Raw genomic sequence first — 26,715 nt, 5'->3', positions numbered from 1 at the left:
GACGGCGGAGCGATCCCCCTCGCGGCTCCGGGCGAGGACCGCGGCTCGCGGACCTCGGCGAAACCTCTAGGCGCCCCCGAACCGTACGGTAACACATGGCAGACACTGATCCACCGCGGGCGACGCGGGTCGTGCTCTCGTATCCGGAGAACGCGAGCGACTGGGCCCGCGAGCAGTTCGAGGCGGACCGCTACCGGAGCTACTTCCGACGCTCGCTCGGCACCGTGTCGGTCGGGGACGTCCGCGAGGAGTTCGTCGACGTCGGCTGTTGTGGCGACAGCCTCGACGTGGAGTTTCGGGTCGAAGCGGTCGAGACGGCGGCCGGGGAGACCGACCGCGCAGCGGTCACCGAGACCACCGAGATCGCGTACGTCGACCGCGAGGGCGACGTGGAGGGCGGCTGGCGCGTCCAGAGCGCGGCCGGGCCGGTGGAGTGACGTAGGAGCCGGTGCGGTCCGACATCGGTGCTGAGTCGGTGCGGTGCTGAGTCGGTGCGGTGCTGACGCGGTGCGATGCTGGGGCGGTGCTGTGCTGACGCGGTGTTGGGGCGGCCGCGGCGTCGTGCGACCATCGCACACCGCGCCGACCACGTGTCGCCGCGATCAGGCGAAGGAGGCGGCGTCGCCGGTCGATCCGCGAGCCCGCCTCTGCGGGCGGCCCGGACCGTCTCCCGGAACCCGGCGCGGTCGAACCGGCTGGGACGTTCCGGCCGAGGCCGCCACGATCAACCGGACCTGTGACGGAAACGCTCCGTCGGAGTCCGTCCCGTCGTCGTGCTACTTGCGGGAGTCGCTCCCGGCCGTAGCCCCGCGCGGCTCCTCGACGGCCGCGTCGCGGCGCCGCACCATCCCGAGCGCGGTCCACGAGACGACGCGATCGCCGTCGCCGTTCACGCCCTCGGTGTACAGGTCCGCGTAGCCGCGCTCGGGGTGTGACTCGGAGGCGCGGAGCTCCATCACGCCGGTAGTCCCGGTGAGCGTGTCGCCCGGGCGGACCGGCCGGTGCCAGCGGAGCTCCTCGACGCCCATTCCGCCGAGGAACGCCAGGTCGCCGAAGAGGGCGTCGGTCGCGAGCCGGTTGCAGACGCAGTAGGTGTGGAGCCCCGACGCCACCAGCCCGCCGAACGGCGACTCGTCGCCCACGTCGGGGTCGACGTGGAACGGGTGCGGGTCGAAGCGCTCCGCGAACGCCACGATCTCGGCTTCGGTGAGCGTGGCCTCACCGAGGCCGAAGCGGGTCTCCGTGTCCAGGTCCTCGAAGTGGAGGGTCACGTGCGCCCTTGTGTGAGGACGGTGAGGACGGTTGCGATCCGGGACGGTCGAAGCCGGCCGTGGCTCCACACGAACGGGGTCGCTCCGACCCCGGCCGCGGGCTTTTGTGGCGGCCGACCCTACCGTTCGGCGATGGCGCTCCGCGCGGCGGCCGCGAGGTGGCTCGCCCGGCTGGAGCCGCCGCCGCGGGTCGTCGACTGGTCGCTGCTCGCCGTGGTCCTCGCGGAGGCGGCCACCGGACTGGCCTCGTTCACGGTCGGCGTCCCGGCGGGCTGGCCGCTGTTCTGGCTCCACCGCGCGCTCGGGCTGGCGTTCGTCGCGCTGCTGGGCTGGAAGCTCGCGCGGGTCGGCGGGCGGCTGACCGACCGCGACCGCTGGGTCCCCTCCACGGTCCTCTCGGCGCTGACGCTCGTCGCCGCGGTCGGAACGCTCGCCACCGGAGTCGCGTGGGTGTTCGGGCTGGACGTCCGGCTCTCCTACTGGACGCTGCTGTCCGTCCACGTCGGCTTCGGGCTCGCGCTCGTCCCCCTCGTGGCGGCGCACGCGAGCACGCGCGCCCGCCGACCGCGCCTGGCGGACACGGAGGGTCGCCGCGACGCGCTCCGGCTCGCGGTGCTGCTCGGTGCGGGCGTGCTCGCGTACCGCGCGCAGGGCGTCCTGAACGCCGCGCTCGACACCGCGGGCGCGGACCGGCGGTTCACGGGGTCACAGCCGCGGGAGGGCGCGGGCAACGCGAGCTTTCCGGTCACCTCGTGGGTCGCGGACGACCCCGACCCGATCGACCGCGACGCCTACCGGCTCGCGGTGTCCGGGCTGGTCGCGACTCCGACCAACTTCGCGGTCGACCCGGCGGCCGGGGGAATCGGCGGTGGCGAGGGCAGCGGCGGTGGCGAGGGCAGCGGCGGTGGCGAGAGCGGTGGAGACGGCGGGGTAACCGGGGGCGCCGGCGACGTACCGACCGTCGAGAGCGACGCGGCCCGTGCCCTGCTCGACTGCACGAGCGGCTGGTACACCGTCCAGCGCTGGGCGGGGGTCCGCGTCGGCGACCTGCTCGCGGCCGCGGGCGGGCCGACCGGCGACGCCGCGTGGGTGCGGTTCGTCTCCGTGACGGGCTACCGCTGGAGCCTCCCGCTCGCGGAGGCGGAGGACGCCCTGCTCGCGACCCGCGTCGGCGGCGAGCCGCTCTCCCACGGCCACGGCGCCCCGGTCCGACTCGTGGCGCCCGGGCGCCGCGGCTTCCAGTGGGTGAAGTGGGTGACGCGCGTGGAGGTCCGCGCCGAGCGCGACCCGGCGCAGTGGGTCGTCACGCTGGTGAGCGGCTTCGACTGAGGGCGCGGCGGACGAGCCGCTCGCTACGCGGGCGGCGTCGGAGAGAAGGTGCACCGGCCGAGATTTGAACTCGGGTTGCAACCATGGCAAGGTTGCGTGATACCACTACACTACCGGTGCGTGCTTCGCACTCATTGCTAACCGCCGACGCGAACATAAGGGTTCCGTTCCGGCGGTCGTTCGCCGTCCGGTGGCACGGTTCGCGGTCGCGCCGGGGCGTCGCAGCACCGGACTGTCGGACCTGTGGCTCTCGCGTGCGTGCCCGCGAAGACTCAATAAATACCGCCAGATCGGGGAGCCCGTCCTCCCATCGTCACGCGTTCACACGGCGAAACGCCGCTCAGGGGGCGTGTGAACCCGCCACAGTCCGGAATACGGACCGCTACGCTTTTACCGGTGGATCGGAAACTGTGGATACAGTCTAGTGACGAGGCGACCCATGGACGGACTCACGTTGTGTGTGCCGTCCTCGCTCGTCCGCGAAGCCGAGGACAAACGCGAGGCAACTCGCAAGCTCGGATACGTCGCCCGCGCGGCGGCGGTCTTCGGGGCGAGCCGGCTCGTCGTCTTCCCGGACCGGGAAGGCGAGCGCCGATGGGGTGGCGGATTCGTCCGCACCGTGCTGCGGTACGCCGCGACGCCCCCGGACCTCCGGAAGGAGCTCTGGGGGCAGCGCGACGAACTGCAGTACGCGGGCGTGCTGCCGCCGCTCCGCGTCGAGTCACGGACCGGCTCGGCCCCTGGCGGGGACGAGTCGTTAACACAGGGACTCGTGACCGAGGTCGGATCTGAAGGCCGCGTTCGGGTCAATTCCCCGCTGGGGGAACACCCGATCTCGCTGCTCGTCCCCTCCGATATGGAGGTCGAGCAGGGGGAGCGCGTTACCATCAGGATCTCTTCGAGAGAACCGGTCCGCGCCCGCATCGCCGGGAAGCCGGAGGACGGTTTCCAGGTCGTGGGCGCGGACCTGCCGGACGCACTCGCACGCGAGGAGTTCGCCGTCGCCACGTCGCGACACGGGGAGGAGCTCTCCGTCTCGCGACTCGGTGAACTCGTCGCCCGCACGTCGACCGACGACACCGCCGTCGTCTTCGGCGCGCCGGGACGAGGGCTTCCGGCGATCCTCGGGGTATCCCCCGAGGACGTCCGGGCCGCCGACGGCGGCCCAGTCGAGCCCGATCCGGGGTTCGACCTCTGGCTGAACACGATCCCGCGACAGGAGAGCGCGGTGGTGCGAACGGAGGAAGCGATGTTCGCGTCACTGGGCGCTCTCAGACTCACGGAGTAACCAATGCCACAACCAAGCCGACCACGAAAAGGCTCGCTGGGTTTCGGTCCGCGCACCCGCGCGGCGAGCGAGGTGCCTCGCATCCGCTCGTGGCCCGACGACGAGGGTTCCCCTGCGCTGCAGGGCTTTGCCGGCTACAAGGCCGGGATGACCCACGTCGTGATGGTCAACGACGAGGCCAACTCGCCGCGTGAGGGGATGGAGGAGTCCGTCCCCGTGACGGTGGTGGAGACGCCGCCGATGTACGCGGTCGCCCTCCGAGCCTACGAGGAGACGCCGTACGGACAGAAGCCGGTCACCGAGGTCTGGGCGACCGAGTTCCACGAGGAGCTCGACCGCACGCTCGACCTGCCGGCGGAAGACACCTTCGAGGAGGACGCCGAGGAGCTCCGGACGCTGCTGGAGGAGGGCGCGGTCGACGACGTCCGCGTCATCACCCACACCGTACCGGCCGAGCTCGCGAACGTCCCCAAGAAGAAGCCCGACGTCATGGAGACGCGGGTCGGCGGCGGCTCCGTCGCGGACCGCGTCGACTTCGCGCTCGACCTGGTCGAGGAGGGCGGCGCCCACGAGTTCGGCGACGTCTTCCGCGCCGGCGAGTACACCGACGTCTCGGGCATCACGAAGGGGAAGGGCACCCAGGGCCCCGTCAAGCGCTGGGGCGTCCAGAAGCGAAAGGGCAAGCACGCCCGCCAGGGCTGGCGGCGCCGGATCGGTAACCTCGGCCCGTGGAACCCGTCGCGCGTTCGCTCGACGGTCCCCCAGCAGGGCCAGACCGGCTACCACCAGCGCACCGAGCTCAACAAGCGCCTGATCGACTTCGGCGAGGGAGACGACGCCTCGGTCGACGGCGGCTTCGTCAACTACGGCGAGGTCGACGGTTCCTACGCGCTCATCAAGGGCTCGCTTCCGGGTCCGAACAAGCGGCTTCTCCGCTTCCGCCCGGCCATCCGACCGAACGACCAGCCGCGCCTCGACCCCGAGGTCCGGTACGTCTCCACCGCATCCAACCAGGGATAAGCTATGAAGGCAACAGTACGCGATCTGGACGGCGGGGACGAGGGCAGCGTCGAGCTGCCGGACGTCTTCGAGACGCAGTTCCGACCGGACCTGATCCGGCGGGCCGTCACCGTCGCACAGGCAAACCGAAAGCAGGCCTACGGCGCCGACGAGTTCGCCGGCCTCCGCACGCCCGCGGAGTCGCCGGGCTCGGGTCGCGGGATGGCGCACGTCCCGCGCGAGAACGGGCAGGCCCGTCGGGTTCCCTTCGCGGAATCCGGCCGGCGCGCTCACCCGCCGAAGGCGGAGAAGGACCAGTCGAAGGACCTCAACAAGAAGGAGCGACAGCTCGCCGTCCGCTCGGCCATCGCGGCCACCGCGGACGCCGAGATCGTCGCCGAGCGCGGTCACGCGTTCGACGAGGACGCGGAGCTTCCGCTCGTCGTCTCCGACGCGTTCGAGGACCTGGAGAAGACCAAGGAGGTCGTCGCCTTCCTCGAAGGCGCCGGCGTCTACGCGGACATCGAGCGCGCCGAGGAGGGGCGCTCCGTCCGCGCCGGCCAGGGCAAGCTCCGCGGCCGGAAGTACAGCCAGCCGAAGTCGATCCTCTTCGTCACCAGCGAGGAGCCGTCCCGCGCCGCCCGCAACCTCGCGGGCGCCGACGTGGCCACGGCCGACGAGGTGAACGCGGAGGACCTCGCGCCCGGGACGCACCCGGGCCGACTCACCGTCTGGACCGAGAGCGCGCTCGAGGAGGTGGCGGAGCGATGAGCACCGTCATCGAGCACCCCATCGTCACCGAGAAGGCGATGGACGAGATGGACTTCGACAACAAGCTCCAGTTCGTCGTCCACATCGACGCGACGAAGCCGGAGATTCGCGACGCCATCTCCGAGCGCTACGACGTCGAGGTCGTCGACGTGAACACGCAGATAACTCCGCAGGGGACGAAGAAGGCGACCGTCGGCCTCTCCGAGGACGACGACGCCACCGAGATCGCTTCCCGCATCGGGGTGTTCTAAGATGGGACGAAGAATTCAGGGACAGCGGCGAGGACGCGGCGGCCCGACGTTCCGGGCCCCGTCCCACCGCTACAAGGCGGAGCTGTCGCACAAGACGCCGGAGGAGACCGACACGGTCACCGGCGAGATCGTCGGCATCGAACACGACCCCGCGCGCTCGGCACCGCTCGCGGACGTCGAGTTCGAGGACGGCGACCGCCGGCTCATTCTCGCGCCCGAGGGCGTGAGCGTCGGCGAGACGATCGAGATCGGCGTCTCCGCGGAGATCAAGCCCGGCAACACGATGCCGCTGGCGGAGATCCCGGAGGGCGTCCCGGTCTGTAACGTCGAGAGCAACCGCGGCGACGGCGGCAAGTTCGCCCGCGCATCGGGCGTCTCGGCGACGCTGATGACCCACGACCGCAAGGTGGCTGTCGTTCAGCTTCCCAGCGGCGAGGTCAAGCGACTCGACCCGCAGTGCCGCGCCACCATCGGCGTGGTCGCGGGCGGCGGCCGGACGGAGAAGCCCTTCGTCAAGGCCGGCAACAAGCATCACAAGATGAAATCGCGCGGCACGAAGTACCCGCGCGTCCGTGGTGTGGCGATGAACGCCGTCGACCACCCGTTCGGTGGCGGCGGCCGCCAGCACCCCGGCAAGCCGAAGTCCGTCTCGCGGGACGCCCCGCCGGGACGGAAGGTCGGCGACATCGCATCCAAGCGAACCGGACGAGGTAGCAACAAATGAGTTCCGAATACCGCATCGGCCGCGAGGGCGAGGAGTTCGCCTACCGCGGTCACTCGCTCGACGAGCTCCAGGAGATGGACCTCGACGAGGTCGCGGAACTGCTCCCCGCACGCCAGCGGCGAAGTATCACCCGAGGACTGGGCACCGAGAAGCGCAAGCTGCTCGAGAAGGCCCGGAGCCGCACCGAAGAGGAGACGGCCGATAACCCGATCCGGACGCACCTGCGCGACATGCCGGTGCTCCCGGAGTTCGTGGGCCTGACCTTCTCCGTCTACAACGGACACAGCTTCGAGCGCGTCCGCGTGGAGCCGGAGATGATCGGCCACTTCCTCGGCGAGTTCCACCTGACGCGGAGCACCGTCGAGCACGGACAGGCCGGCATCGGCGCGACCCGGTCCTCGAAGTTCGTGCCCCTCAAGTAACCCATGGGAATCAACTACAGCGTCGAGGCCGACCCGGAGACCACCGCCAAGGGGATGCTCCGCGAGCGGCCCATCAGCCTGAAGCACAGCAAGGCGATCGCCCGACAGCTCAAGGGCAAGACGGTCACGGAGGCCGAGGAGTACCTCCAGGCCGTCATCGACGAGGAGCAGTCCGTCCCGTTCAAACAGCACAACACAGGTGTCGGCCACAAGGGCGACATCGACGGCTGGGACGCGGGCCGCTACCCCGAGAAGGCCTCCAAGGACTTCCTCAAACTGCTCACCAACGTCAAGAACAACGCGACCGAGCAGGGGTTCGACGGCGACGCGATGGTCATCAAGCACGTCGCGCCGCACAAGGTCGGCGAGCGACCGGGCCGCAAGCCCCGGGCGTTCGGCCGCGCCTCGCCGTGGAACACGACCCTCTGTGACGTCGAGCTCATCATCGAGGAGGACAACTAATGGCAGACGAACACCAGTTCATCGAAAACGGCCTTCAGCGCGCCCAGATCGACGAGTTCTTCGCTGACGAACTCGGTCGCGCCGGCTACGGCGGTATGGACATCGCCAAGACGCCGATGGGCACGCAGATCCAGCTCAAAGCCGAGAAGCCCGGCATGGTCATCGGCAAGGGCGGGAAGAACATCCGGAAGATCACCACCGAGCTCGAGGAGCGGTTCGACATGGACGACCCGCAGATCGACGTGCAGGAGGTCGACGAACCGGACCTCAACGCACGGATCGTCGCGGACCGTCTCGCGAACGCCTTAGAGCGCGGCTGGTACTTCCGCAAGGCCGGTCACACCACGATCGACCGCATCATGGAGTCCGGCGCGCTGGGCGCCGAGATCGTCCTCTCCGGCAAGGTGACCGGGGCGCGCTCCCGCGTCGAGAAGTTCAACCGCGGCTACATCAAGCACAACGGTGAGCCCGCGGAGGACGTCGTCGACGAGGGGCAGGGCGTCGCCGTCATGAAGCTCGGCACCATCGGCGTCACGGTGAAGATCATCCCGCCGGGTGCGGAGCTGCCCGACGACTTCGACATCAACGAGGACGTCGAGGCGCCCGAGGTCGAACAGGAGATCGAGGAGGAGGGCGTCGAGTCCCTCCTCGAGGAGGAACCCGAGGAGGTGCCCGACGTGGGCGCCGACGAGGAGGTCGAGGTGCCCGAGGAGGACCCGACGGACGTCATCGACGAGGAGATCGTCGAGGAAGTCGTCGAGGAGACCCAGGAGACCTCGCCCGAGGCGACCGACGTCGCTCCCGAAGAGGAGATCGAGCAGACCACGCCGGAAGACGAGGAGCTCGAGGACCTCGAGGAGGACGTCGAGGAAGAGGCGGCCGAACTGGTCGAGGAGATGGAGGCGGCCGACGAGGACGAGGAGTCCGACGCGGACGCCGACGCCGAGACCGAGGAAACGGAGGAGTAATACATGGCCATCCTCTACACTGACGAAATTCGCGACATGACCGCCGCAGAGCGCGAGGCCGAGCTCGAGGAGCTCGAGACCGAGCTGCTCAACGTGAAGGCCCAGCAGGCCGCCGGCGGGATGCCCGAGAGTCCGGGCCGCATGAACGAACTGAACCGCACCATCGCGCGGATCAAGACGATCCAGCGCGAAGAAGGCGACTTCGACGACGAATAACGAATGATCTCCCCCGACACGCTCACGCGACACGAACTCGTCGGCCTCCCGGTTCGGGTGGCCGCCGCCGCCAGCGACGCCTATTCCAGCGTCGCCGGCCGCGTCCTGCGTGAGAGCGAACGCACGCTCGTCGTGCGGACGCAGTCGGGGGACAAGCGCGTGCCCAAGGCGGGCACGACGTTCGAGTTCGCGCTCGGAGATTCCGTCACGACGCGCACAGATGAAGCCGCCGGCTCTCGAAAGGGGCCGGGGTCCACGTCCCAACTCGGGCCGGATACTGCGGGGGTACGCCCTCGCCAGTCTGGCCCGTCCGCCTCGGTAGCCCACGCGGGCGCCGAGTCGGCGAGCCGCTCCCTAGGCGAGTGCAAAGACGTGGTCTACGTTACGGTGGATGGCGACCAACTGCTCTCACGACCCGCCGAACGCACCGAACGAGGTGTCTCTACATGGCGATAGGAATCGACGTACCCACGCCTCCGGAACCGGAAAACCCGGAGGATTACGACTACGAGAAGTGCCCGTTCTACGGGCAGCTGTCCGTCCGCGGCCAGGTCCGAGAGGGCACGGTCGTGTCGACGGATATGGCAAAGACCGTCATCGTCGAGCGAGAATACGACGTCTTCGTACCCAAGTACGACCGGTACATGAAGCGTCGTTCCCGCATCCCGGCACACGTGCCGGGCGTGCTGGACTCGGTCGAAGTCGGTGACGAAGTGAAGATCGCGGAGACGCGACCGCTGTCGAAGACGAAGTCCCACGTCGTCGTCCAGATCGGAGGTGACGAGTGATGGAGGCGCTGAAGGCCGACGTCACGCAGGGCCTCGAACGCGGCTCGCTGATCACGTGCGCCGACAACACCGGCGCCCGTGAGCTGCGAGTGATCAGCGTCCACGGCTACTCCGGTACGAAGAACCGCCACCCGAAGGCGGGTATCGGCGACAAGGTGACCGTCTCGGTCACCAAGGGGACTCCGGAGATGCGGCGGCAGGTGCTGGAGGCGGTTATCGTCCGCCAGCGCAAGCCGATCCGCCGACCGAACGGCACGCGCGTGAAGTTCGAGGACAACGCGGCCGTCGTCATCGACGACCTCGAAGAGCCGCGGGGCACGGAGATCAAGGGCCCCATCGCTCGCGAGGTCGCCGAGCGCTTCGGCAGCATCGCCTCGACCGCGACGATGATCGTCTAATCATGACGCGACAGCCACGCAAACAACGAAAGCAGACGGAGAACGCGCCGCTCCACGAGCGGCAAAAGCAGGTCCGTGCCACCCTCTCGGAGGAGCTCCGTGAGGAGTACGGCCAGCGCAACGTCCGCGTGAACGCGGGCGATACCGTCGAGGTGCTCCGCGGCGACGCCGCCGGCGAGGAGGCCGAGGTGCTCGACGTCGACCTGACCGACGCGGTCATCACCGTCGAAGGTGTGACCGTCGAGAAGGCCGACGGCGAGGAGGCCCCGCGCCCGCTCCCGGCGAGCAACGTCCGCGTGACGGAACTCGACCTCGAGGACGACCGCCGTGAGGCGCGTCTCCAGGAGGATAACGAATGACGAACCACCAGAAGCGACTGGCAGTACCGAACTCCTGGCCGGTCGAACGCAAGACCGAGACCTTCACGGTGAAGGCTGGCGCGGGACCGCACGGCGAGGCCGGCGTTCCGCTGCTCATCCTGCTGCGTGACGTGCTCGGATACGTCGACAGCCGGAAGGAGGCCCGCTACGCGCTGAACCAGGACTCCGTTCTGGTCAACGGCGACGCGGTCTCCGACGAGGCGCGACCCATCGGGATGTTCGACATCCTGGCGTTCACCGAGCGGGAGGAGTATTACCGCGTGTTCCCGGACGAGGGCGGTCGGCTCGCGCTGACCCCCGTCGACGAGGACGCCGCGAGCAGCCGGCTCGGCCGCATCTCGAACAAGACGGCCGTTCCCGGCGGCGACGTCCAGCTGACGCTCCACGACGGCACGAACGTGCGCGTGGACGCGGAGGACGCCGGCGAGTACGACACGAAGGACTCCATCGTCGTCGACAACGAGACGAAGGAGATCGTCGCCCACTTCACCTACGAGGAGGGCGCCCTCGTCACCGCCGTCTCCGGTCAGCACGCCGGCCGAATCGGCGAGATCGACGAGATCGACGTGACCCTCGGCTCCGGCTCGAACGCCGTCACCGTCACCGCGGACGACGGCGACTTCGAGACGGTCGAGGAGTACGTCGTGGTCATCGACGAGAACTTCACGGGTGATGACGAATGAGCGCGGACCACGCCATGCGCGAGGCGCGCATCGAGAAGGTCGTCGTGCACATGGGCGTCGGGCAGGGCGGGGAACCGCTCGCCGAGGCCGAGCGCATCATCGAGGAGATCACCGAACAGGACTCCGTCCGCACCACCGCAAAGCGCACCGTCGGCGAGTTCGGCATCCGCAAGGGTGACCCGATCGGCGCCAAGGTGACGCTGCGCGAGGAGGCGGCCGCGGAGTTCCTCGAGACCGCCCTCGAGATCGTCGAGGTCTCGGAGAAGCAGTTCGACGAGACGGGCAACCTCAGCTTCGGCGTCGAGGACCACACCGACTTCCCGAGCCAGGAGTACGACCCGAACGTCGGCATCTACGGACTCGACGTGACCGCGACTATCGTCCGGCCCGGCTACCGCGTCACGAAGCGTGACGTGGAGACCCGGTCGATCCCGGACAGCCACCGCATGACGCCCGAGGACGCGTCCGCGTTCCTCGAGGAGAACTTCGACGTGGAGGTAGGCGAATGAGCGAGAGCGACGCAAACGAACAGACGGGCGAGCACGCCACGAAGCGGACGGGCCAGCAGCACTCCTGCCGGCGCTGTGACCGCAATCAGGGGCTCGTCGGCAAGTACGACATCAACCTCTGCCGGCAGTGCTTCCGCGAGGTCGCCCGCGAGATGGGATTCAAGAAGTACAGCTAATCATGGCAGGCAACGACCCCCTCGCCAACGCGCTCGCCGGACTCGATAACGCCGAGAGCGTTGGCCATCTGTCGTACACGGTAGAGCCCGCGTCGAACGTCATCGGATCGGTCCTCGAGGTCTTCTACGACCGCGGGTACGTCGACGGCTTCGAGTTCGTCGACGACGGCCGAGCCGGCGTCTTCGACGTCGAACTGAAAGGCGCGATCAACGAATGTGGCGCCGTCAAGCCCCGCTATTCCGCGGGTGCCGACGAGTTCGAGAAGTGGGAGAAGCGGTTCCTCCCCGCCCGTGACTACGGGACGCTCATCGTCACGACGAGCCACGGCGTCATGAGCCACTACGAGGCCCGCGAACAGGGCATCGGCGGCCAAGTGATCGCATACGTCTACTAACAATGAACAGAGTCGAAATCACGATTCCGGACGACGTCTCCGCCGAGCTCGACCACCTCGACCTCACCGTCGAGGGGCCGAACGGCAGCGTCACGCGCCGCCTCTGGTACCCCGACGTGGACGTTTCCGTCGAGGACGACGCGGTCGTCGTCGCGTCCGAGAACGACGACGCGAAGACGAACGCGACGGTCGGCACGTTCGAGAGCCACGTCGCCAACATGATCCACGGCGTCACCGAGGGGTGGGAGTACAAGATGGAAGTCTTCTACGCCCACTTCCCGATGCAGGTCGACGTCGAGGGCGACGAGGTCGTCATCGAGAACTTCCTCGGCGAGAAGGCGGCCCGGCGCACGCCGGTCCGCGGAGACACCGACGTACAGGTCGACGGCGAAGAGATCACGCTCTCCGGTCCGAGCAAGGAGGACGTGGGACAGACCGCCGCCGACATCGAACAGCTCACGAAGGTGACCGACAAGGACACGCGCGTCTTCCAGGACGGCGTGTACATCGTCGAGAAGCCCCAGAAAGGAGGAGCCTAAATGGCAGACGAACTCGAAGACATCAGCGGCGTCGGTCCCTCGAAGGCCGAGGCGCTCCGCGACTCCGGCTACGAGACCGTCGAGGACGTGAAGGCGGCCTCGCAGTCCGAACTCGCGGAGGTCGACGGCATCGGCAACGCGCTCGCCGCGCGTATCAAGGCCGACGTCGGTGGCCTCGAAGTCGAGACGGAGACCGAAGCCGAGATCGAAGACGAGACCCAGGAGGAGGCCGACGAGGCCGAATCCGAGGAGGAAACCGAAACGGAGCTCCGACCCCGCGGTCACGCGGACAAGACGCCGGAGCTCGACGACGACACTGCGCGCGCGCTCGCCCAGAAGCACCGCGAGGGCAAACCGCAGTTCAACCGTCAGGACTACCACAAGAAGAAGCGCGTCCCCACGTCGTGGCGACGCCCCCGCGGCACGCTCTCGAAGCAGCGCCGCGGGATGAAGGGGAAGGGCGACACCGTCGAGGCGGGCTTCCGCTCGCCGAAGGCGGCCCGCGACCTGCACCCGAGCGGCTTCGAGGAGGTCCGCGTGGAGAACACGGACGACCTCGAGGGCGTCGACGGCGACACGCAGGCCGTCCGCATCGGCGGCTCCGTCGGCGCTCGCAAGCGCGAGCGCATCGAGGAGATCGCCGAGGAACGCGAAATTCGCGTGCTCAATCCGACCTACGTCGAAGTGGAGGTTGACGAGCAATGAGCGACCTCAGCGCACAGAAGCGGCTCGCGGCCGACGAACTCGACGTCGGCGAGAACCGCGTCTGGCTCGACCCCGAGGCACAGGAGGAGATCGAGGACGCCATCACCCGAGAGGACGTCCGCGAACTCATCGACCAGGGCACCATCCGCGCGAAGGACGCCAAGTCCAACTCCCGCGGCCGGGCCCGCGAGCGCGCCGAGAAGCGCTCGTACGGTCACCGCAAGGGCGCCGGCTCCCGCAAGGGGAAGTCCGGCGCGCGGCAGAACACCAAGGACGACTGGAAGGCGCGCATCCGCGCACAGCGGGCGCGCCTGAAGGAGCTTCGAGACGAGGAGGACGTCCTCGACGCGTCGGAGTACCGCACGCTGTACAACAAGGCGGGCGGTGGCGAGTTCGACGACGTCGCCCGTCTCGAGGCGTACATCGAGAACAACTACGGATACGAGGTGACGAACTAATGGCGACAGGACCACGATACAAGGTGCCGATGCGACGGCGCCGTGAGGTCCGGACGGATTACCATCAGAGGTTGCGCCTGCTGAAATCGGGCAAGCCTCGCCTGGTCGCCCGGGTGAGCAACGCTCACGTCAGGGCGCAGCTGGCTACCCCCGGACAGAACGGTGACGAGATTCACGCGAGCGCCTCCAGCGAGGACCTCGACGAGTACGGCTGGGACGCCCCCACGGGCAACCTCCCCAGCGCGTACCTGACGGGGTACCTGCTCGGTGCGCGCGCCGTGGCGGACGGGTTCGAGGAGGCGGTCCTCGACATCGGTCTCAACACGGCGACGCCCGGCGGAAAGGTGTTCGCGGTGCAGGAAGGAGCGATCGACGCGGGGCTCGAGATCCCCCACAGCGAGAGCGTGCTGGCGGACTGGTCGCGCAACCGCGGCGAGCACATCGCCGACTACGCCGAGCAGCTCGACGAGCCGCTCTACAGCGGGGACTTCGACGCCACGGAACTGCCCGAGCACTTCGACGACGTGCTCGCCACCATCCAGGAGGACTATGAGTAGAAACAACGACGGCTGGGAGCCGCGGACGCGCCTCGGCCGCAAGGTACAGGAAGGAGAGATCTCGTCGATGGAGCAGGCGCTGAACTCGGGGCTCCCGCTGAAGGAGGCCGAGATCGTCGACCAGCTCCTGCCGGGGCTCGAGGACGAAGTGCTGGACATCAACATGGTCCAGCGCATGACCGACTCCGGGCGCCGCGTGAAGTTCCGCTGCGTCGTCGCGGTCGGTAACCGCGACGGCTACCTCGGCTACGCGCAGGCCCGCGACGAGCAGGTCGGCGGCGCCATCCAGAAGGCCATCGACGTGGCGAAGCTGAACATCATCAAGGTCGACCGCGGCTCCGGGTCCTGGGAGGACCAGCCGGGCGGCACCAACTCCCTCACGCGTCGCGCGGAGGGGAAGGCCGGCTCGGTGACCGTCGAGGTCAAGCCCGCCCCGCAGGGGCTCGGGCTAGCGGCCGCGGAGACGGTGCGCAACATCCTCGAACTGGCCGGCGTGCAGGACGCCTGGACCAGCTCCGACGGCAACACCCGCACCACGGTCAACCTCGCGAAGGCGACGTTCAACGCGCTGGAGAACGCGGCGGCGGCGCGCACGCCGGAGCACGCCCGTGAGGTCCACTACGACGAGGTGAGCGAGTGATGCAGGCGCTCGTTCAGATCCGCGGCGACGTGAACATGAGCGAGGATGTCGTCGACACCCTCGACATGCTCAACATCGGTCGCGTCAACCACGCGACGTTCGTCCCCGAGACGGACTCCTACCGCGGCATGATCACCAAGGTCAACGACTTCGTGGCGTTCGGCGAGCCGAGCGTCGACGCGGTCGCGGCCACGCTCGCGCGACGCGGCGAGCCCCTCGAGGGCGAGGCCGACGTCGACGACGAGTGGATCGACGAGAACACCGACTACGACGACCTGGAGGCGCTCGCGGCGGCGCTGGTCGACGAGGAGACGACGCTGCGCGAGCAGGGGCTCTCCCCGACCGTCCGTCTGCACCCGCCCCGCGGTGGTCACGAGGGCATCAAGCACCCGACCATCGAGGGCGGCGAGCTGGGTCGTCACTCCACCGAGGAGATCGACGCGCTACTGGAGGACATGCGATGAGCAAGAAACGACGACAGCGCGGCTCCCGCACGCACGGCGGCGGCTCCCACAAGAACCGGCGCGGCGCCGGCCACCGTGGCGGCCGCGGCGCGGCGGGACGCGCCAAACACGAGTTCCACAACTACGGACCGCTCGGCAAGCACGGCTTCAAGCGACCCGAGGACGCCCGCGCGGACGTCCGCGAGGTCAAGGTCCAGAAGCTCGACGAGGACGCGGCGCTGTACGCCGCGGACGACCTCGCCGAGGAGGACGGCGACGCGTACGTCATCGACGCGCGCGACGTCGTCGAGGACGGTCACGAGGTCGACGTGGTGAAGGTGCTCGGCGGCGGTCAGGTCCGCAACGAGCTGGTCGTCACCGCCGACGCGTTCACCGCGGGCGCGGTCGAGCTCATCGAGGAGGCCGGCGGCGACGCCGTCCTCTCCGAGCGGGCGGAGACCGCCGACGAAGCGGAAGACACTTCAGACGACGAGAGCGACGAGGCGTAACGTATGAGCTGGAAGGACGCCGCCGAACCGGTACTCACGCGGATGCCGACAGTCCGGCGTCCCGAGGGCCACGTTCCGTTCAAGCGGAAGCTGCTGTGGACCGCCGGGATCCTGATGGTGTACTTCTTCCTCACCAACATCAACCCGTTCGGACTGGCGGCGGGCCAGAGCAGCGACTTCTTCGGCCAGTTCCGCTCGATCCTGGCCGGGGAGTCCGGCTCGCTGCTGCAGGTGGGGATCGGACCCATCGTCACGGCGTCCATCGTGCTGCAGCTGCTCGGCGGCGCCAACCTGCTCGGGCTTGACACGAGCGACCCGCGCGACCAGGTGCTCTACCAGGGGCTCCAGAAGCTGTTGGTGTTCATCGTCACGGGCCTGACGGCCGCGCCGATGGTGTTCTCCGGCGGCTTCCTGCCAGTCGACCAGACGGTCGCGAGCGCGCTCGGCGTGAGCGTCTTCGCCGTCCAGGTGCTGATCTTCGCCCAGATCTTCGTCGGCGGCGTGCTCATCCTGTTCATGGACGAGATCGTGAGCAAGTGGGGCGTCGGCTCCGGCGTGGGGCTGTTCATCATCGCGGCGGTGAGCCAGCAGCTCGTCGGCGGCTTCTTCAGCTTCTCGGCGCTCGGCCAGTCGGGCTTTTTCGCCCGCTGGGTCGCGATCATCACCGGCAATGAGGAGATCGGCTCGCCGTTCACGGCGGACGGCCTCCAGAGCCTCCTCTTCGAGCCCGGGAGCCTGCTCGCGCTGTTCACGACGATCTTCATCTTCGGCGTGGTCGTCTACGCGGAGTCGGTCCGCGTGGAGATCCCGCTGTCGCACGCCCGCGTGAAGGGCGCACGGGGTCGCTTCCCGGTGAAGCTCATCTACGCGTCCGTCCTGCCGATGATCCTCGTTCGCGCGCTGCAGGCGAACGTGCAGTTCCTCGGCCAGATCCTCAACTCCCAGTGGGCGGCGATGCCGACGTGGCTCGGTGCGTACAACGACCAGGGGACCCCCATCTCGGGGTTCTTCTACTACGTCGCGCCGATCCAGCAGCCCGGCCAGTGGATGTGGTTCCTCGGTGAGACGACCGCGGAGCCGTGGATGATCGCCGTCCGCGTCGCCATCGACCTGACGGTGATGGTCGTCGGCGGCGCCATCTTCGCCATCTTCTGGGTGGAGACGACGGACATGGGCCCGGAGGCGACCGCGAAGCAGATCCAGAACTCCGGGATGCAGATCCCCGGCTTCCGGCGTAACCCGCAGGTCGTCGAGAAGGTCATGGAGCGGTACATCCCGCAGGTGACCGTCATCGGCGGTGCCCTCGTGGGGCTGCTCGCGGTCATGGCGAACATGCTCGGCACCGTCGGCGGCGTCTCCGGCACGGGCCTGCTGCTCGCGGTCTCCATCACGTACAAGCTGTACGAGGAGATCGCCGAGGAGCAGCTCATGGAGATGCACCCGATGATGCGCCAGATGTTCGGCAACGAGTAACGCGCTCGCGGCGAGCGCGTCCGCGGTCCGGCGGCCCTTCGTTTTTTATCGCTTCACCGCTCGAGCGTCTCGCGTATCGCCCGTCGCTCCAGCCACAGCACCGCACAGAACAGCGCGGTCGCCGCGACCGCGGTCGCTGCGATCAGCGCTCGGCCGCCGACGGTCTCGTACGACCGCGCGACGGCGCGGACGGGCCAGTAGTCGGTCATCTCGAGCAGGAACCCGGCCGCGAGGCCGCCGACGAGGACCTGCCAGCGCGCGACCGTCCGGTGTTCGGTGTGGAGCAGGAGGTACGTCGCGGCGACGAGCAGCGACAGCACGCCGCCGAACAGGACGCCGGCGTCGACGCCGGTCGCGAGCGGCACCGCCCCGCGCGTCGACGCGAGGGTGACCACGCCCCCGAAGGCGACGACGGAGGCCGTGATGCCGACGACGCCGCCGTTCCAGACGTACCCAAGACACGCGACGGTCACGACCAACAGTCCGGCCACCGCCAGGACGCGCTGCGGTCCGGCTCCGACGCCGACGATCCCGGCCGCGTCGACGAGCGCGAGCGCGAGGGTCGACCAGAGGAGGCCACACCCCGCGAGGCCGGCGAGCGTGACCGGGTTGTGGATCGGCTCGTAGCCGGGTTCGGCGTCGCGGAGGCGGAACGCGGGGGCGGCGGCCGCACGCCCGGACGCGACCCGCGTGTGGAGCAGGAACGCCGCGGTCGCCGCCACGACGACCGCGGTGAGGCCGTGGACCGACCCCGAGACCGGCGGGTATCCGCGGACCACCCACGCGGCGACGGGTAGGGCCATCAGTGGCGCGTACGCGACCCGTGCGGCCTCCATGGGGGTTCGGGCCAGCGCGAGGCTCGGCGTTGCGGTGCCGACGACGCCGACCGCTCCACCGACGACGAGCATCGCCTCGAGGGGGTGTCCGCCGACGGTGAGTTCGACGCCGGCGAGGGCCGCCGCGGCGGCGAGGAGACAGCACGCGGCCGCGATCAGACACGCGGCCGTCTGTCGGGATCCGGTGAACCATCGCTCCCGCCGGAGCCGGGGTCGGACTCCCGCCGCGGGAAGCAGCGCCCGACCGCCCGGCGACCAGGAGACCGGCGGCGCACGCATCCGGTCGGTGCCGCGATAGAGGAGCTGCCGCCCGGTCTCCCGCAGCCGATCGGAAGCCGGTGTGGACTCCGGCGTCGCGTCGGGGTCTCCAGCACCTCCGGCCGCGGGATCACGGTCGCCGTCGTCGTGCTCGGCCCGGATCGCGGGGTCGAACCCGCGGAGGCGGACGCGCGCGCGGCGGGCGGCGCTCTGCCAGCGGTCGACCGTCTCGCCGGCCTCGCGGCTCGCGCGTCCCGCGAGCACCTCGGCACGCCCGAGGGTCGACCGACAGTAGGTTCCGACCCGGCCGGGAACCGACCGCTCGCTGCGGGCGGCGACCTCCGCCCACACGTCGCCGACTTCGATCCCGAGCGCTGTCGCGTGCTCGGCGTAGAAGGCGAGGCTGGCGTGCCGCTCCATCGCCAGGAGGAACTCCTCGCCGTCGACGGTGCGCACGCCGAGCCGCTCCGCGATCTCTTCGGCGTCGTCGGCGAACTCGCCGCTCGTGACGATCATGCACTCGTCGGCGTCTATCTGCGTGTGAATGCCGTAGTACTCCTGCACCTCGGTTCGCGTCACGTCGTTTCCGGTCCGGGAGTCGTAGCGTTTGACTTGGATGGCGATCGTCTTCCCGCCCGGACCGCGCTTCCGGGCGATAACGTCGATCTTCCGGTCGTTGCTCCCCTGTCGGACGACCGTGGTGTACCCCATCTCCTCCCAGAGGTCGCCCACCACGTGTTCGAACGTCCGCCAGTCCATCCGTTCGATCTGACGGAGCGCGACTCGCGGAAACCCTCCCGACGCGACGGGGCGTCGCCCCGCCGCGGGGCGGTCACTCTCGGAGGTCATCGAGCCTCACGCGGCAAAGCTCCGCGAGCCGTTCCAGTCGCTCCTGTTCGTCGTCGAAGCCCCTCTCCTCTGCGACCTCGATCCCCTTCTCGGCGGCCGACAGCGCCGACTCGTACTTGTCGACCGCCGTCTCTATCCGGTCGACGGTCATGTTGGACTCAGCCTCCTCGATCAGCTCCTCGAGGCGTTCGGTGTTCGCGATCAGCCTGACGCGGCCCGCCTCGCGCCGCAACGCGTCGACGCGCTCGTCCCGGCCGTCGGCGTGTGTGTCCTCCTCCAGTCGCTCCATGAGCGTCGACATCTCCTCGCTGACCGCCTCGGGGGTCTCGCTCACGCGCTCGGCCGCGTCGTCGATCGTGGCCTCCGCGGCGTCCAGCCGCGCGGCCGTCTCCCGACCGCGGGTCCACTCGAGGCCGGTTTCGATCCGGTCGATCGCCGACGAGAGGTCGTGCTCGCGCGCCATCGACAGCGCCCGTTCGTACTCCTCGGCCGCGAACGCGAACGTGTCGGCGGCGTCGCGGTACTCCCCGTTCTCCCGGAGCGCGCTCCCGTTGTCGGCGGTCTCGGCCGCGCTCTCGGTTGACTCCCGGATCCGCACGACGGCTCGGCGCTTCTCGGCCTCCCGAAGCGCGTCCTCCGCGTCCGCGATTTCCTCCCGGAGCCGCTCGGCGACTTCCTCCTCGTCGCGGTCCTCGGCGATCTCCAGCGCGCGGGCGTACGCGTCCCGGCTCTCGCGTCGTTTCGTCGCGCTCCGTTCGGCGGCCGCGGGCGATTCCTCCGCCTCCACCTCCGAGGACGCGGCCGCCTCCGCGGCGGCCTGTGCCGTCTCGACCAGTTCCTTGAGATCCGGATCGGCGGCCTCGTCCGCCTCACGCGCCCGGACGAACGCCTCCGCGTACTGGTCCGACTCGAGCGCGCTCCTCGCGGCGTCGAGTCGGTCCGTCGCCCGCTCGATGTCGGCGCCGGGGACGCGATCCTCGACGGTCAGCTCCGCGGCCTCGACCGCGTTCTCCGCGTTCCGCCGCGCTGCCCGGAGCACGCCCTGTGCGTGTTGGCGGGCCTTCGTGTACTCGCCGGCCTCCAGCGCCTCGCCGCTGACCTCCAGCTTCCGTCGCGGGATCTCCCACTTCCCGGGGTCGAGGTCACCGTCGACGAGGTCGTCGAGACGGTCGAGGACCTCCTCCGCCCGCTTCCTGGCCTGCTCGGCGTCCCGCCTGGACCACTCCTCCGCGCGGTCGCCGCGGGACCGCTGAGTGTACGCGAAGAGGACGGCGCCCGCGAGGGCGAGAAGAATGATGGCTACGAACACGGCCAGGAAGAGGTCCGGGACGCCGGGGATGACGCTCTGTCCGACCGGCAGTGGTGTCGCCGGCCCGCCGCCGACGGTCACGGAGACCGCCGAGGTCGGTCCGCCGAGCGTGAGTGCGGTGTGCGAGGTCATCGTGTGAGTCGGGAGTTCGTGTCGGCTCGACCGCTCTCCGGCGTCGACCTATTCCGGCGCGTCCTCACCGAGCGCCCCGGGCGCCTCGGGAACCGGCCGCGCCGCGACCGCCCCCGAGAGGGCGAGCACGGGGCCGATGCCCGCGAGGCCGACGGTGAGCACGACCGCCGCCGCGGTCAGGACGACGCCGACGGCGACCCCGGCCCCGAACGTGGCGAGCGTCTTCCTGTCGGGGAGCCCGACCGACGGCACGACCGAGGAAAGCTTCGACGATACGCCACCCAGCCGTCCGCCGGTGGCGACTTCGCCCGTCTTCAGTTCCTCCGTCTTCTCGTGAAGCGCCTCCGTGACCTCTCCGTACTCCTCGTCCGGAAGCGCGCCGGTCGCGTGCAGCCCCCGCGCCTGTTCGAACTGGTCTTTCGCCGCGATGAGCTGTGCGATCTGGGGATCGAACTCGGAGCCCGAGAGGAACTGGTTGAAGCTCTCGAGCCCCTGGTTCGTGTCCACGTTGTCGCCGGTCTCCTCGACGTAGTTCTCCAGCGAGGTCTCGATGTCGTCGATCACGGTCGCCGCGTATTCGCCGGCGATCTCGGCTCGGACCTCGGCTATCTCCTCGACGAGGTCCTGGCGCGTTCCTTCCGAGAGGCTCTCCCGGCGCTCCCGGAGCACCTGCGGGTTCCTGATGTACTCCTGCTCGACCGCTCCGTCGGTCTCCCGGAGCAGCCGCTCGAACTGGAAGAGCGCCACCAGCCGCTCGTTCGGCTGGAGGTCCTCCTCCCGGAAGTCCTCGAGCAGGTCGCGGAACGTCCCCTCCTGGAGCTCGGTCTCGAGCTCCCGGCGCTCCTCGATCCGCTCCTCGAGTACCGCCAGCAACTGCTCGCGCAGCTGCTTCTCCTCGTCGGGCCGCAACAGGTCGTCGGTGCGGAACTCCTCGACGAACTCGCGGAGCCGGTCGGGGGCCGCCGACCCGCCCCGCCGCGTCGACCCTTCCAGCAGGGCTTTCGTCGCCTCGAGCGTCTCGAGGTCCTCTCGCACCCGGGTAAGGTCCGACTCGTACCTGTTGAGCCCCGCGACGGCGTCCCTGATCTCGCCCTCGAACTGCTCGGTTACGGCGTCGCGGTACTCCGCCTTCGCCCGGTCGATGGCGTCCCCGAGCGTGGACTCGAAGTGTTCGTTCTTGAGCGTCCGGCGCTGTTCGTCCGTGAGTATCGTGCGCTTGCGCCGGTTTCGGACCTGTTCGAGGTCGTCGGTGATCCGGTCGTACAGCGACGCGACGGACTCCTCGTGCCGCCGGTCGACCTCGACGGCCACCTCGCTCCAGCTCGTCGAGTGGTTCCCTCCCTTCTCGGTCCAGAACGAGTGAACGCGGTCGAGTATCTCCAGCCTCGTCCGCGCGGAGAGACCGGAGTGGTCGAGCAGCTCGTCGACCGCCGACTCGAGGTCCGAGGCGAGGCGGTTCTTCTCCTCGCGTCGGATCTCCGCCTGTCGGTCCTCGATGCGTGACCGGATCTCGGATCTGGCCTCACGGATGTCCTCCACGTCGAGGACGCCGTTCTCGGCGCCGTCCAACTCGTCCACCTCGGAGACGATCTTGTCGAAATGGCCCTCGTCGAGGCGGTCGCGGTCGCCGTTGACGTACCGACGGAGCGCTTCGAGCCGCTCGAAGGCCGTCTGTTCCCCGAACTCGGCCCGCATCGCGGGGACGACGCGGTCGAGCTCGTCCCCGACCCGCTCGACTGCGTCCTCGCGCTTGCGCCGTTCGATCCGGTCCAGCTCCGACGCGATGCGCTCGTTCAGGTCCGCGCGGATCTCCGACTTCCGATCTTGGGTGATGACCTCGTCCTGATTGAGCCGCGCCACCAGGGTCGCGAACTTCCGGACGGCCGGGTCGTCCACGTCGCGGCTCGGGTCGAGCGTGCACTGCTGTTTCGCGGTCCAGAGCCGCTCGTACACCGCGTCGATCGGCTCGTTCCCGCTCCGCTGTTCGATCTCGTCGAGCTGGGCCTCGAGCTGTTCTCGAAGCGTGGTCTCGCGGCTCGCCCTGAGCTGTGCGACGCGGTCCTCGATCCGCCCCACGAACTCCGACCGGAGGTCGCGTCGCTCGTCGTCGGTGAACACGTCCGCCGACTCCACGTCGTCGACGACCGAGGCGAAACGCGCAAGCAGGTCCGAGTCGGCGTCGACGCTCTCGTCCCCCTCGACGACGCGACGGATCGACGCCACGAGGTGGTCGTCGCGGACGTCCGCGAGTTCGACCTGTTCTAGACAGCGGTCGAACCGGTCGAGGAACTGCGACCGCTTGTGCTCTTTGAGCGCCTCGAGCGTCTCTGTGAGCTCCGCTTCCACCTCGCTCCGGATCTCGTCGCGCTCTCGGGCCGGGAGCGCTGTGTTCGCCTCGAGCTCCCGAAGCCGGTCGACGATCCGGTGTGCCGGCTCCGGACACGAGTCAGGCACCGTCTCTCGATGCCCGTCGAACACGTCGAGCAGCGCCTCGATCGAGTGCGTGACGGTCGTGATCGTGTTGCTCGTCAGGTCGTCGGTCGCGGCGTCGAACTCTCCGCGCACTCGCTCCGGCAGCTCCGCTTCCAGGCGGTCGCGCTCCTCCGCGAGTCGTTCGAGCACGCGGTCGCGAACGCCCACTTTGGCTTCGGCATCGAGCATTCGCGGATCGGGGAGCTCGCCCGTCTGCCCCTCGTGTTGGAGTCCGGTCACCGTCTCGGCGACGCGCTCGGCCGCGTCGGAGCGGACCTCGACCGACTTCGGGTCGTCGGTCCACAGCGACGTGAGGTACGTCTCGAGGGCCGTCAGGTCCTGGTGGAGCCGCCACGCGCTCAGATCGTCGGTCGCCGACAGCTCGTCGACCGCGTCGAGCGCCCGGCTCTCGTAGTCCTGTCTGACGAGTCCCTCGATGTCCTCCTGTTTGCTCCGGAGCGCCGCTTCCGTCCCGTCCGTCAGCGGCGTGAGCCCCTCGTACTCGCCCGGGGCCAACACGAGGTCGACCGACTGAACCGGACTGATCCGTCCCCCGCTGCTCACGCCGATCGAGGGCGTCGACCCCGACCGGCGGGCGTAGTACCCCAGCGCCGTCGCGGCCGCCCGGTAGCCCGCCACGCCGAAGTCGAGGTCCGTCCCCTCCTCGAGCAGCTGGTCGATCGCGAGCCGCTTTCGGAGGTCGACGCCGAGGTCGTCCAGCGAGGGGTCCTCGAGCTCGACGGCCCACCACGCGAGGTTGAACCGGTCGCGGTCGCGAAGGAGCGTCCACTCGTGGTCGCCGGCCGGGTCGTCGTCGTCCGCGAGCGCCCGCAGCCGGTCGAGAAGCCCCGCGAGGACGTTCTCCCCGTCTTCGCCGACGTACTCGGCGTGGTAGTGATTCGGTCGCGAGCCGCTGACGCGCGCGCGGACGTAGGCGACGACGCGGTTCGACGCCGGGTCGAGGAACAGGTCGACCGAGTTGTCGATGTGGGCGGCGAGGCGTCCCTCCGCCTGGACGTCCGTCCCCGTCTCCGGCTCGATCTGGCTCCCCTGCGTTCCGTAGATGGTAAGCGTGCCCATGCGTCGGATCAGGAGCTGATGATCGACTCGAGCACGTTCTCGACCCCGACCGGCTGGATGTTCCCCTGCTTGTCCGGCTTGGGCTGGAGCTCGCCGTCCCGTTCCTCCGTGACGAAGTAGACCGGGTGGATCGTCGAGGCGTTCACCATCCGCGCGAGCCCCTTGACCTGAAGGTCACCCATCAGCTGCTCGGCGACGTACTCGCGGAAGCTCTCGAACCGCTTGGCGCTCGATCCGGGCCGCGCCTGATGGCCCTTCTCCTCCTGCCACTCCTCGATGAAGAAGTCCGCCTTCGAGGCGACGAGCACCACGTCGTCGACGTCGACGTTCTCGACGATGTCCGAGAAGTCTTCGACGTGCATGTTGGCCGAGGACGCGCCGGGCGGCACGTGGCCGTGGAACCGCTCCGAGTCGAGCAGGAACACGAGCTTGTTCGACTCCTTAACGTTGTTCTCGACGCGCTTTATCACCTTGTCCTGTGCGGAGACGGGCTCGCGGTTCACGCTCGCGGTCGAGGTGTCCTCGTCCGCCGTCCCCTCGTCGTCGGCCGCCTGCTCGGTCTCCTCCGCTTCTGCGTCCGCGGAGGCCGACGTGGGCTCGGTCGCATCGCCGGACGGCTCCTCGTCGGTCGCCTCCGGCTCCTCCTCCGGGTCGACCGTCGAGGCGTCCGGATCGACCGTCGACGTGTCGGAGTCGACCGACGAGGCGTCCGGATCGACGGACGACTGGGCGTCGTCCACGGCCGTCGAGGAGGCGGCGGTCTCGGTCGCCGAGTCAGCGCCGCCGCGTTCGTCCTCCGTCCCGTTCTCGTCCCCGCTGACGTCGACGTCGTCCGTTTCGACCGCGTCCACGTCGCTCGCGGTCCCGTTGTCGAGCGTGCTTCCGTCGCCCGCGTCCTGTCGCGACCAGTCCTCTTCGGCGTCCGGCTCCTCGTCGGCCGACGACTCGTCCGGGTCGTCGCGCCGGTCGAGCACCTCGTCGGCCGGGATCTCGTCGGCCGCGCTCTCCGGCAGCGACACCGCGGGTCCGTCCGACTCCTCTTCGTCCTCGTCCGGCGACCCGCCGTCGGTGACCGTGCGTTCGCCGGAGAGGTTCTCGCTCACGTCGGGGAGGATCTCGCCGGGGTGGTCGAGCATGTTCACCTTGATCCGCGAGGGGTTCAGCCGCGACCGCGCGATGAACTCGAAGCGGAGCGGGACCGCCTCGTCGGGGAGCGTGTTCGCGATGTCCCACCGGAGGTCATCGCCGGCGTTGTTGTACTCGTTGACGAGCGACCGGATCCCCTTGCTCCGCCCCTCCAGGTCGTACTTGTCCTCGTTGTTCAGCACCTCGAGGAACAGCGCGAGCGCGAAGTAGGTCTTCCCCGACTGCTTGGGACCCATGACCTCGAAGGAGGTCGTGTCCGGGTCCGCGCGCTCGCTCTCGCCGGTCGGGTCGAGCGTGATGAACCCGTGGAGGAAGTAGAAGAACACCAGCGACGCGACGACGTACGCCGCCGAGAAGGAGTACGTCTCCAGGCCCGGCGGGCTGACGACGAGGTACAGCCCGTTGCCGACGACGACCGCGAGGACCGTGACGACGACGAGCGCCAGCGAGGCGACGCGGAACTGCGCGGCTTCGTCGTCGTCGCGGACCGCGTTGCCGACGGAGCTCTTTCCGAGGTTCACCAGCCGGAGCTCCCCCTCGAGACCGAGCGCCTCGGAGCGGACCGCCTCGACCACGATCCCCAGCAGGGTCCCGGCCGCCAGCGCGGCCGCGTTCAGCGGCGTGATCCCGAGGCCGAGACCGCCGATCGTCAGCCCCCCGACGAGCACCACGAGCCCCGACAGCAGCAGGAGCCCCTGGTACCGCTTCCGGTAGTCGTTCGAGTAGAGGGCCAGCAGACCGAGGTAGACCCCGAAGCCGAACGAGAGCAGCGCCTCGACGCCGGTCACGCCGTCCGGGACGAACGGGACGATCGTCAGGTACCGCGCCAGCAGGTACCCCCCGCCGAGCCACATGTTGTAGAACAGGTGGGCGAGAACGGGCGTCGTCAGCAAGATGCCGCCGAGGTACCAGGCGAAGTCGCGACGTTCCTGCGGGTTCATGTCTCTCCTCCGGCGCTTCGATGCGGTCCGCACACCGAAACACCGTCACTTCGCGGGCGTCCCCACGCCGACACCCTCACGCCTCCGGCGCGTTCCGAAGCAGCTCGAGCGGCTGCCTCTGCCCCGGCGGACGGTCGTGTCCCTAACATGTGTATAGTCTGCGTAAATCTGTGAACTGACAAAAGGGTTATGAAGGTCGCATATCTGATACGTGTTCCGTCGACGAATTCGGCCGTCCCCGACAGTTCGAAGTCCGGAAGTCAGACGGCGACACCGGCGTCCAGCCGTGCGTTCCCGCGATCAGCGAACGGCCGCGCCGTGCCCGTTCACCGGCGTCT

The 26,715-nt window shown here is 69.3% G+C and carries 32 protein-coding genes and 1 tRNA gene; 27 read left to right on the top strand and 6 right to left on the bottom strand.

The window, feature by feature from the left end; genetic code table 11:
• Positions 1 to 95: 95 nt before the first annotated feature.
• Positions 96 to 437 (top strand): hypothetical protein, encoded by a 342-nt coding sequence (locus ACZ432_RS05230; RefSeq protein WP_426962880.1) that lies wholly within the window; start codon positions 96 to 98, stop codon positions 435 to 437.
• Between the two features lie 339 nt (positions 438 to 776).
• Here the strand turns inward: ACZ432_RS05230 and ACZ432_RS05225 are convergent, their stop codons facing one another.
• Positions 777 to 1,271 (bottom strand): MaoC/PaaZ C-terminal domain-containing protein, encoded by a 495-nt coding sequence (locus ACZ432_RS05225; protein ID WP_426962881.1) that lies wholly within the window; start codon positions 1,269 to 1,271, stop codon positions 777 to 779.
• Between the two features lie 132 nt (positions 1,272 to 1,403).
• Here ACZ432_RS05225 and ACZ432_RS05220 point away from each other — a divergent pair, with 132 nt between their 5' ends.
• Positions 1,404 to 2,600 carry a molybdopterin-dependent oxidoreductase gene (locus ACZ432_RS05220; protein ID WP_426962882.1) on the top strand — a complete coding sequence of 399 codons (1,197 nt, stop codon included), beginning with the start codon at positions 1,404 to 1,406 and terminating at the stop codon, positions 2,598 to 2,600.
• 49 nt (positions 2,601 to 2,649) lie between these two features.
• On the opposite strand, the gene ACZ432_RS05215 is transcribed toward ACZ432_RS05220, so the two are convergent.
• A tRNA-Gly gene (locus ACZ432_RS05215) sits at positions 2,650 to 2,720 on the bottom strand.
• A gap of 319 nt (positions 2,721 to 3,039) precedes the next feature.
• Between ACZ432_RS05215 and ACZ432_RS05210 the strand changes: the two genes are divergently transcribed.
• From ACZ432_RS05210 to secY, 25 genes are read left to right on the top strand one after another with little or no spacing between them, the layout of a single operon-like run.
• A complete protein-coding gene (locus ACZ432_RS05210) occupies positions 3,040 to 3,888 on the top strand; it encodes a putative RNA uridine N3 methyltransferase (RefSeq protein WP_426962883.1) in 849 nt (282 codons plus the stop codon).
• A gap of 3 nt (positions 3,889 to 3,891) precedes the next feature.
• Entirely contained in the window at positions 3,892 to 4,908 is a 1,017-nt protein-coding gene (locus ACZ432_RS05205) for a 50S ribosomal protein L3 (RefSeq protein ID WP_426962884.1), read from the top strand.
• A 3-nt stretch (positions 4,909 to 4,911) separates the two neighbouring features.
• Positions 4,912 to 5,658 carry a 50S ribosomal protein L4 gene (gene rpl4p, locus ACZ432_RS05200; RefSeq protein ID WP_426962885.1) on the top strand — a complete coding sequence of 249 codons (747 nt, stop codon included), beginning with the start codon at positions 4,912 to 4,914 and terminating at the stop codon, positions 5,656 to 5,658.
• A complete protein-coding gene (locus tag ACZ432_RS05195) occupies positions 5,655 to 5,909 on the top strand; it encodes a 50S ribosomal protein L23 (protein WP_058366166.1) in 255 nt (84 codons plus the stop codon). Before rpl4p ends, ACZ432_RS05195 begins: the two co-directional genes overlap by 4 nt.
• A 1-nt stretch (position 5,910) precedes the next feature.
• Positions 5,911 to 6,633 carry a 50S ribosomal protein L2 gene (locus ACZ432_RS05190; RefSeq protein ID WP_426962886.1) on the top strand — a complete coding sequence of 241 codons (723 nt, stop codon included), beginning with the start codon at positions 5,911 to 5,913 and terminating at the stop codon, positions 6,631 to 6,633.
• Positions 6,630 to 7,055: a 30S ribosomal protein S19 gene (locus tag ACZ432_RS05185; RefSeq protein ID WP_426962887.1), complete on the top strand. Its 426-nt coding sequence runs from the start codon at positions 6,630 to 6,632 to the stop codon at positions 7,053 to 7,055. Before ACZ432_RS05190 ends, ACZ432_RS05185 begins: the two co-directional genes overlap by 4 nt.
• 3 nt (positions 7,056 to 7,058) lie before the next feature.
• Positions 7,059 to 7,517 carry a 50S ribosomal protein L22 gene (locus ACZ432_RS05180; protein ID WP_426962888.1) on the top strand — a complete coding sequence of 153 codons (459 nt, stop codon included), beginning with the start codon at positions 7,059 to 7,061 and terminating at the stop codon, positions 7,515 to 7,517.
• Entirely contained in the window at positions 7,517 to 8,485 is a 969-nt protein-coding gene (locus tag ACZ432_RS05175; RefSeq protein WP_058366162.1) for a 30S ribosomal protein S3, read from the top strand. The genes ACZ432_RS05180 and ACZ432_RS05175 overlap by 1 nt, the downstream gene beginning before the upstream one ends.
• Before the next feature lie 3 nt (positions 8,486 to 8,488).
• Positions 8,489 to 8,701: a 50S ribosomal protein L29 gene (gene rpmC / locus ACZ432_RS05170; RefSeq protein WP_058366161.1), complete on the top strand. Its 213-nt coding sequence runs from the start codon at positions 8,489 to 8,491 to the stop codon at positions 8,699 to 8,701.
• A 3-nt stretch (positions 8,702 to 8,704) separates the two neighbouring features.
• Positions 8,705 to 9,157: a ribonuclease P protein subunit gene (locus ACZ432_RS05165; protein ID WP_426962889.1), complete on the top strand. Its 453-nt coding sequence runs from the start codon at positions 8,705 to 8,707 to the stop codon at positions 9,155 to 9,157.
• Positions 9,148 to 9,489, top strand: a complete 342-nt coding sequence (locus ACZ432_RS05160) for a 30S ribosomal protein S17 (protein ID WP_426962890.1) — start codon at positions 9,148 to 9,150, stop codon at positions 9,487 to 9,489. Before ACZ432_RS05165 ends, ACZ432_RS05160 begins: the two co-directional genes overlap by 10 nt.
• A complete protein-coding gene (locus ACZ432_RS05155) occupies positions 9,489 to 9,887 on the top strand; it encodes a 50S ribosomal protein L14 (protein ID WP_058366159.1) in 399 nt (132 codons plus the stop codon). The genes ACZ432_RS05160 and ACZ432_RS05155 overlap by 1 nt, the downstream gene beginning before the upstream one ends.
• A gap of 2 nt (positions 9,888 to 9,889) precedes the next feature.
• A complete protein-coding gene (rplX, locus tag ACZ432_RS05150; protein WP_426962891.1) occupies positions 9,890 to 10,246 on the top strand; it encodes a 50S ribosomal protein L24 in 357 nt (118 codons plus the stop codon).
• Positions 10,243 to 10,950: a 30S ribosomal protein S4e gene (locus tag ACZ432_RS05145; RefSeq protein WP_426962892.1), complete on the top strand. Its 708-nt coding sequence runs from the start codon at positions 10,243 to 10,245 to the stop codon at positions 10,948 to 10,950. The genes rplX and ACZ432_RS05145 overlap by 4 nt, the downstream gene beginning before the upstream one ends.
• Positions 10,947 to 11,459, top strand: a complete 513-nt coding sequence (locus ACZ432_RS05140; RefSeq protein WP_426962893.1) for a 50S ribosomal protein L5 — start codon at positions 10,947 to 10,949, stop codon at positions 11,457 to 11,459. The genes ACZ432_RS05145 and ACZ432_RS05140 overlap by 4 nt, the downstream gene beginning before the upstream one ends.
• The gene (locus tag ACZ432_RS05135) at positions 11,456 to 11,635 is read left to right on the top strand and encodes a 30S ribosomal protein S14 (RefSeq protein WP_426962894.1); all 180 of its coding nucleotides are present in this window, start codon (positions 11,456 to 11,458) and stop codon (positions 11,633 to 11,635) included. Before ACZ432_RS05140 ends, ACZ432_RS05135 begins: the two co-directional genes overlap by 4 nt.
• 2 nt (positions 11,636 to 11,637) lie before the next feature.
• Positions 11,638 to 12,030, top strand: coding sequence for a 30S ribosomal protein S8 (locus ACZ432_RS05130; protein WP_426962895.1), 393 nt, complete (start codon positions 11,638 to 11,640; stop codon positions 12,028 to 12,030).
• A 2-nt stretch (positions 12,031 to 12,032) separates the two neighbouring features.
• Positions 12,033 to 12,569 (top strand): 50S ribosomal protein L6, encoded by a 537-nt coding sequence (locus ACZ432_RS05125; RefSeq protein ID WP_426962896.1) that lies wholly within the window; start codon positions 12,033 to 12,035, stop codon positions 12,567 to 12,569.
• Positions 12,570 to 13,274 carry a 50S ribosomal protein L32e gene (locus ACZ432_RS05120; protein WP_426962897.1) on the top strand — a complete coding sequence of 235 codons (705 nt, stop codon included), beginning with the start codon at positions 12,570 to 12,572 and terminating at the stop codon, positions 13,272 to 13,274.
• Positions 13,271 to 13,732 (top strand): 50S ribosomal protein L19e, encoded by a 462-nt coding sequence (locus ACZ432_RS05115; RefSeq protein WP_426962898.1) that lies wholly within the window; start codon positions 13,271 to 13,273, stop codon positions 13,730 to 13,732. Before ACZ432_RS05120 ends, ACZ432_RS05115 begins: the two co-directional genes overlap by 4 nt.
• The gene (locus ACZ432_RS05110) at positions 13,732 to 14,289 is read left to right on the top strand and encodes a 50S ribosomal protein L18 (RefSeq protein ID WP_426962899.1); all 558 of its coding nucleotides are present in this window, start codon (positions 13,732 to 13,734) and stop codon (positions 14,287 to 14,289) included. The genes ACZ432_RS05115 and ACZ432_RS05110 overlap by 1 nt, the downstream gene beginning before the upstream one ends.
• Positions 14,282 to 14,929 carry a 30S ribosomal protein S5 gene (locus tag ACZ432_RS05105; protein ID WP_426962900.1) on the top strand — a complete coding sequence of 216 codons (648 nt, stop codon included), beginning with the start codon at positions 14,282 to 14,284 and terminating at the stop codon, positions 14,927 to 14,929. The genes ACZ432_RS05110 and ACZ432_RS05105 overlap by 8 nt, the downstream gene beginning before the upstream one ends.
• Positions 14,929 to 15,393, top strand: a complete 465-nt coding sequence (gene rpmD / locus ACZ432_RS05100) for a 50S ribosomal protein L30 (RefSeq protein ID WP_426962901.1) — start codon at positions 14,929 to 14,931, stop codon at positions 15,391 to 15,393. The genes ACZ432_RS05105 and rpmD overlap by 1 nt, the downstream gene beginning before the upstream one ends.
• Positions 15,390 to 15,881 (top strand): uL15m family ribosomal protein, encoded by a 492-nt coding sequence (locus tag ACZ432_RS05095; protein WP_426962902.1) that lies wholly within the window; start codon positions 15,390 to 15,392, stop codon positions 15,879 to 15,881. Before rpmD ends, ACZ432_RS05095 begins: the two co-directional genes overlap by 4 nt.
• Positions 15,882 to 15,884: 3 nt before the next feature.
• Positions 15,885 to 17,354 carry a preprotein translocase subunit SecY gene (gene secY / locus ACZ432_RS05090; RefSeq protein WP_426962903.1) on the top strand — a complete coding sequence of 490 codons (1,470 nt, stop codon included), beginning with the start codon at positions 15,885 to 15,887 and terminating at the stop codon, positions 17,352 to 17,354.
• A 53-nt stretch (positions 17,355 to 17,407) separates the two neighbouring features.
• On the opposite strand, the gene ACZ432_RS05085 is transcribed toward secY, so the two are convergent.
• From ACZ432_RS05085 to ACZ432_RS05070, 4 genes are all read right to left on the bottom strand, one after another.
• Complete coding sequence (locus ACZ432_RS05085; protein ID WP_426962904.1) at positions 17,408 to 19,207, bottom strand: restriction endonuclease; 1,800 nt, start codon at positions 19,205 to 19,207, stop codon at positions 17,408 to 17,410.
• 73 nt (positions 19,208 to 19,280) lie between these two features.
• A complete protein-coding gene (locus ACZ432_RS05080) occupies positions 19,281 to 20,738 on the bottom strand; it encodes a hypothetical protein (protein WP_426962905.1) in 1,458 nt (485 codons plus the stop codon).
• A 48-nt stretch (positions 20,739 to 20,786) separates the two neighbouring features.
• Entirely contained in the window at positions 20,787 to 24,290 is a 3,504-nt protein-coding gene (locus tag ACZ432_RS05075; protein WP_426962906.1) for a coiled-coil domain-containing protein, read from the bottom strand.
• 8 nt (positions 24,291 to 24,298) lie between these two features.
• Positions 24,299 to 26,377 (bottom strand): hypothetical protein, encoded by a 2,079-nt coding sequence (locus ACZ432_RS05070; protein ID WP_426962907.1) that lies wholly within the window; start codon positions 26,375 to 26,377, stop codon positions 24,299 to 24,301.
• Positions 26,378 to 26,715 lie beyond the last annotated feature (338 nt).

This window comes from Haloparvum alkalitolerans, from assembly GCF_055381565.1.
Note: the sequence above shows the minus strand (reverse complement) of the source record. Positions and strands in the feature narration are given on the sequence as shown.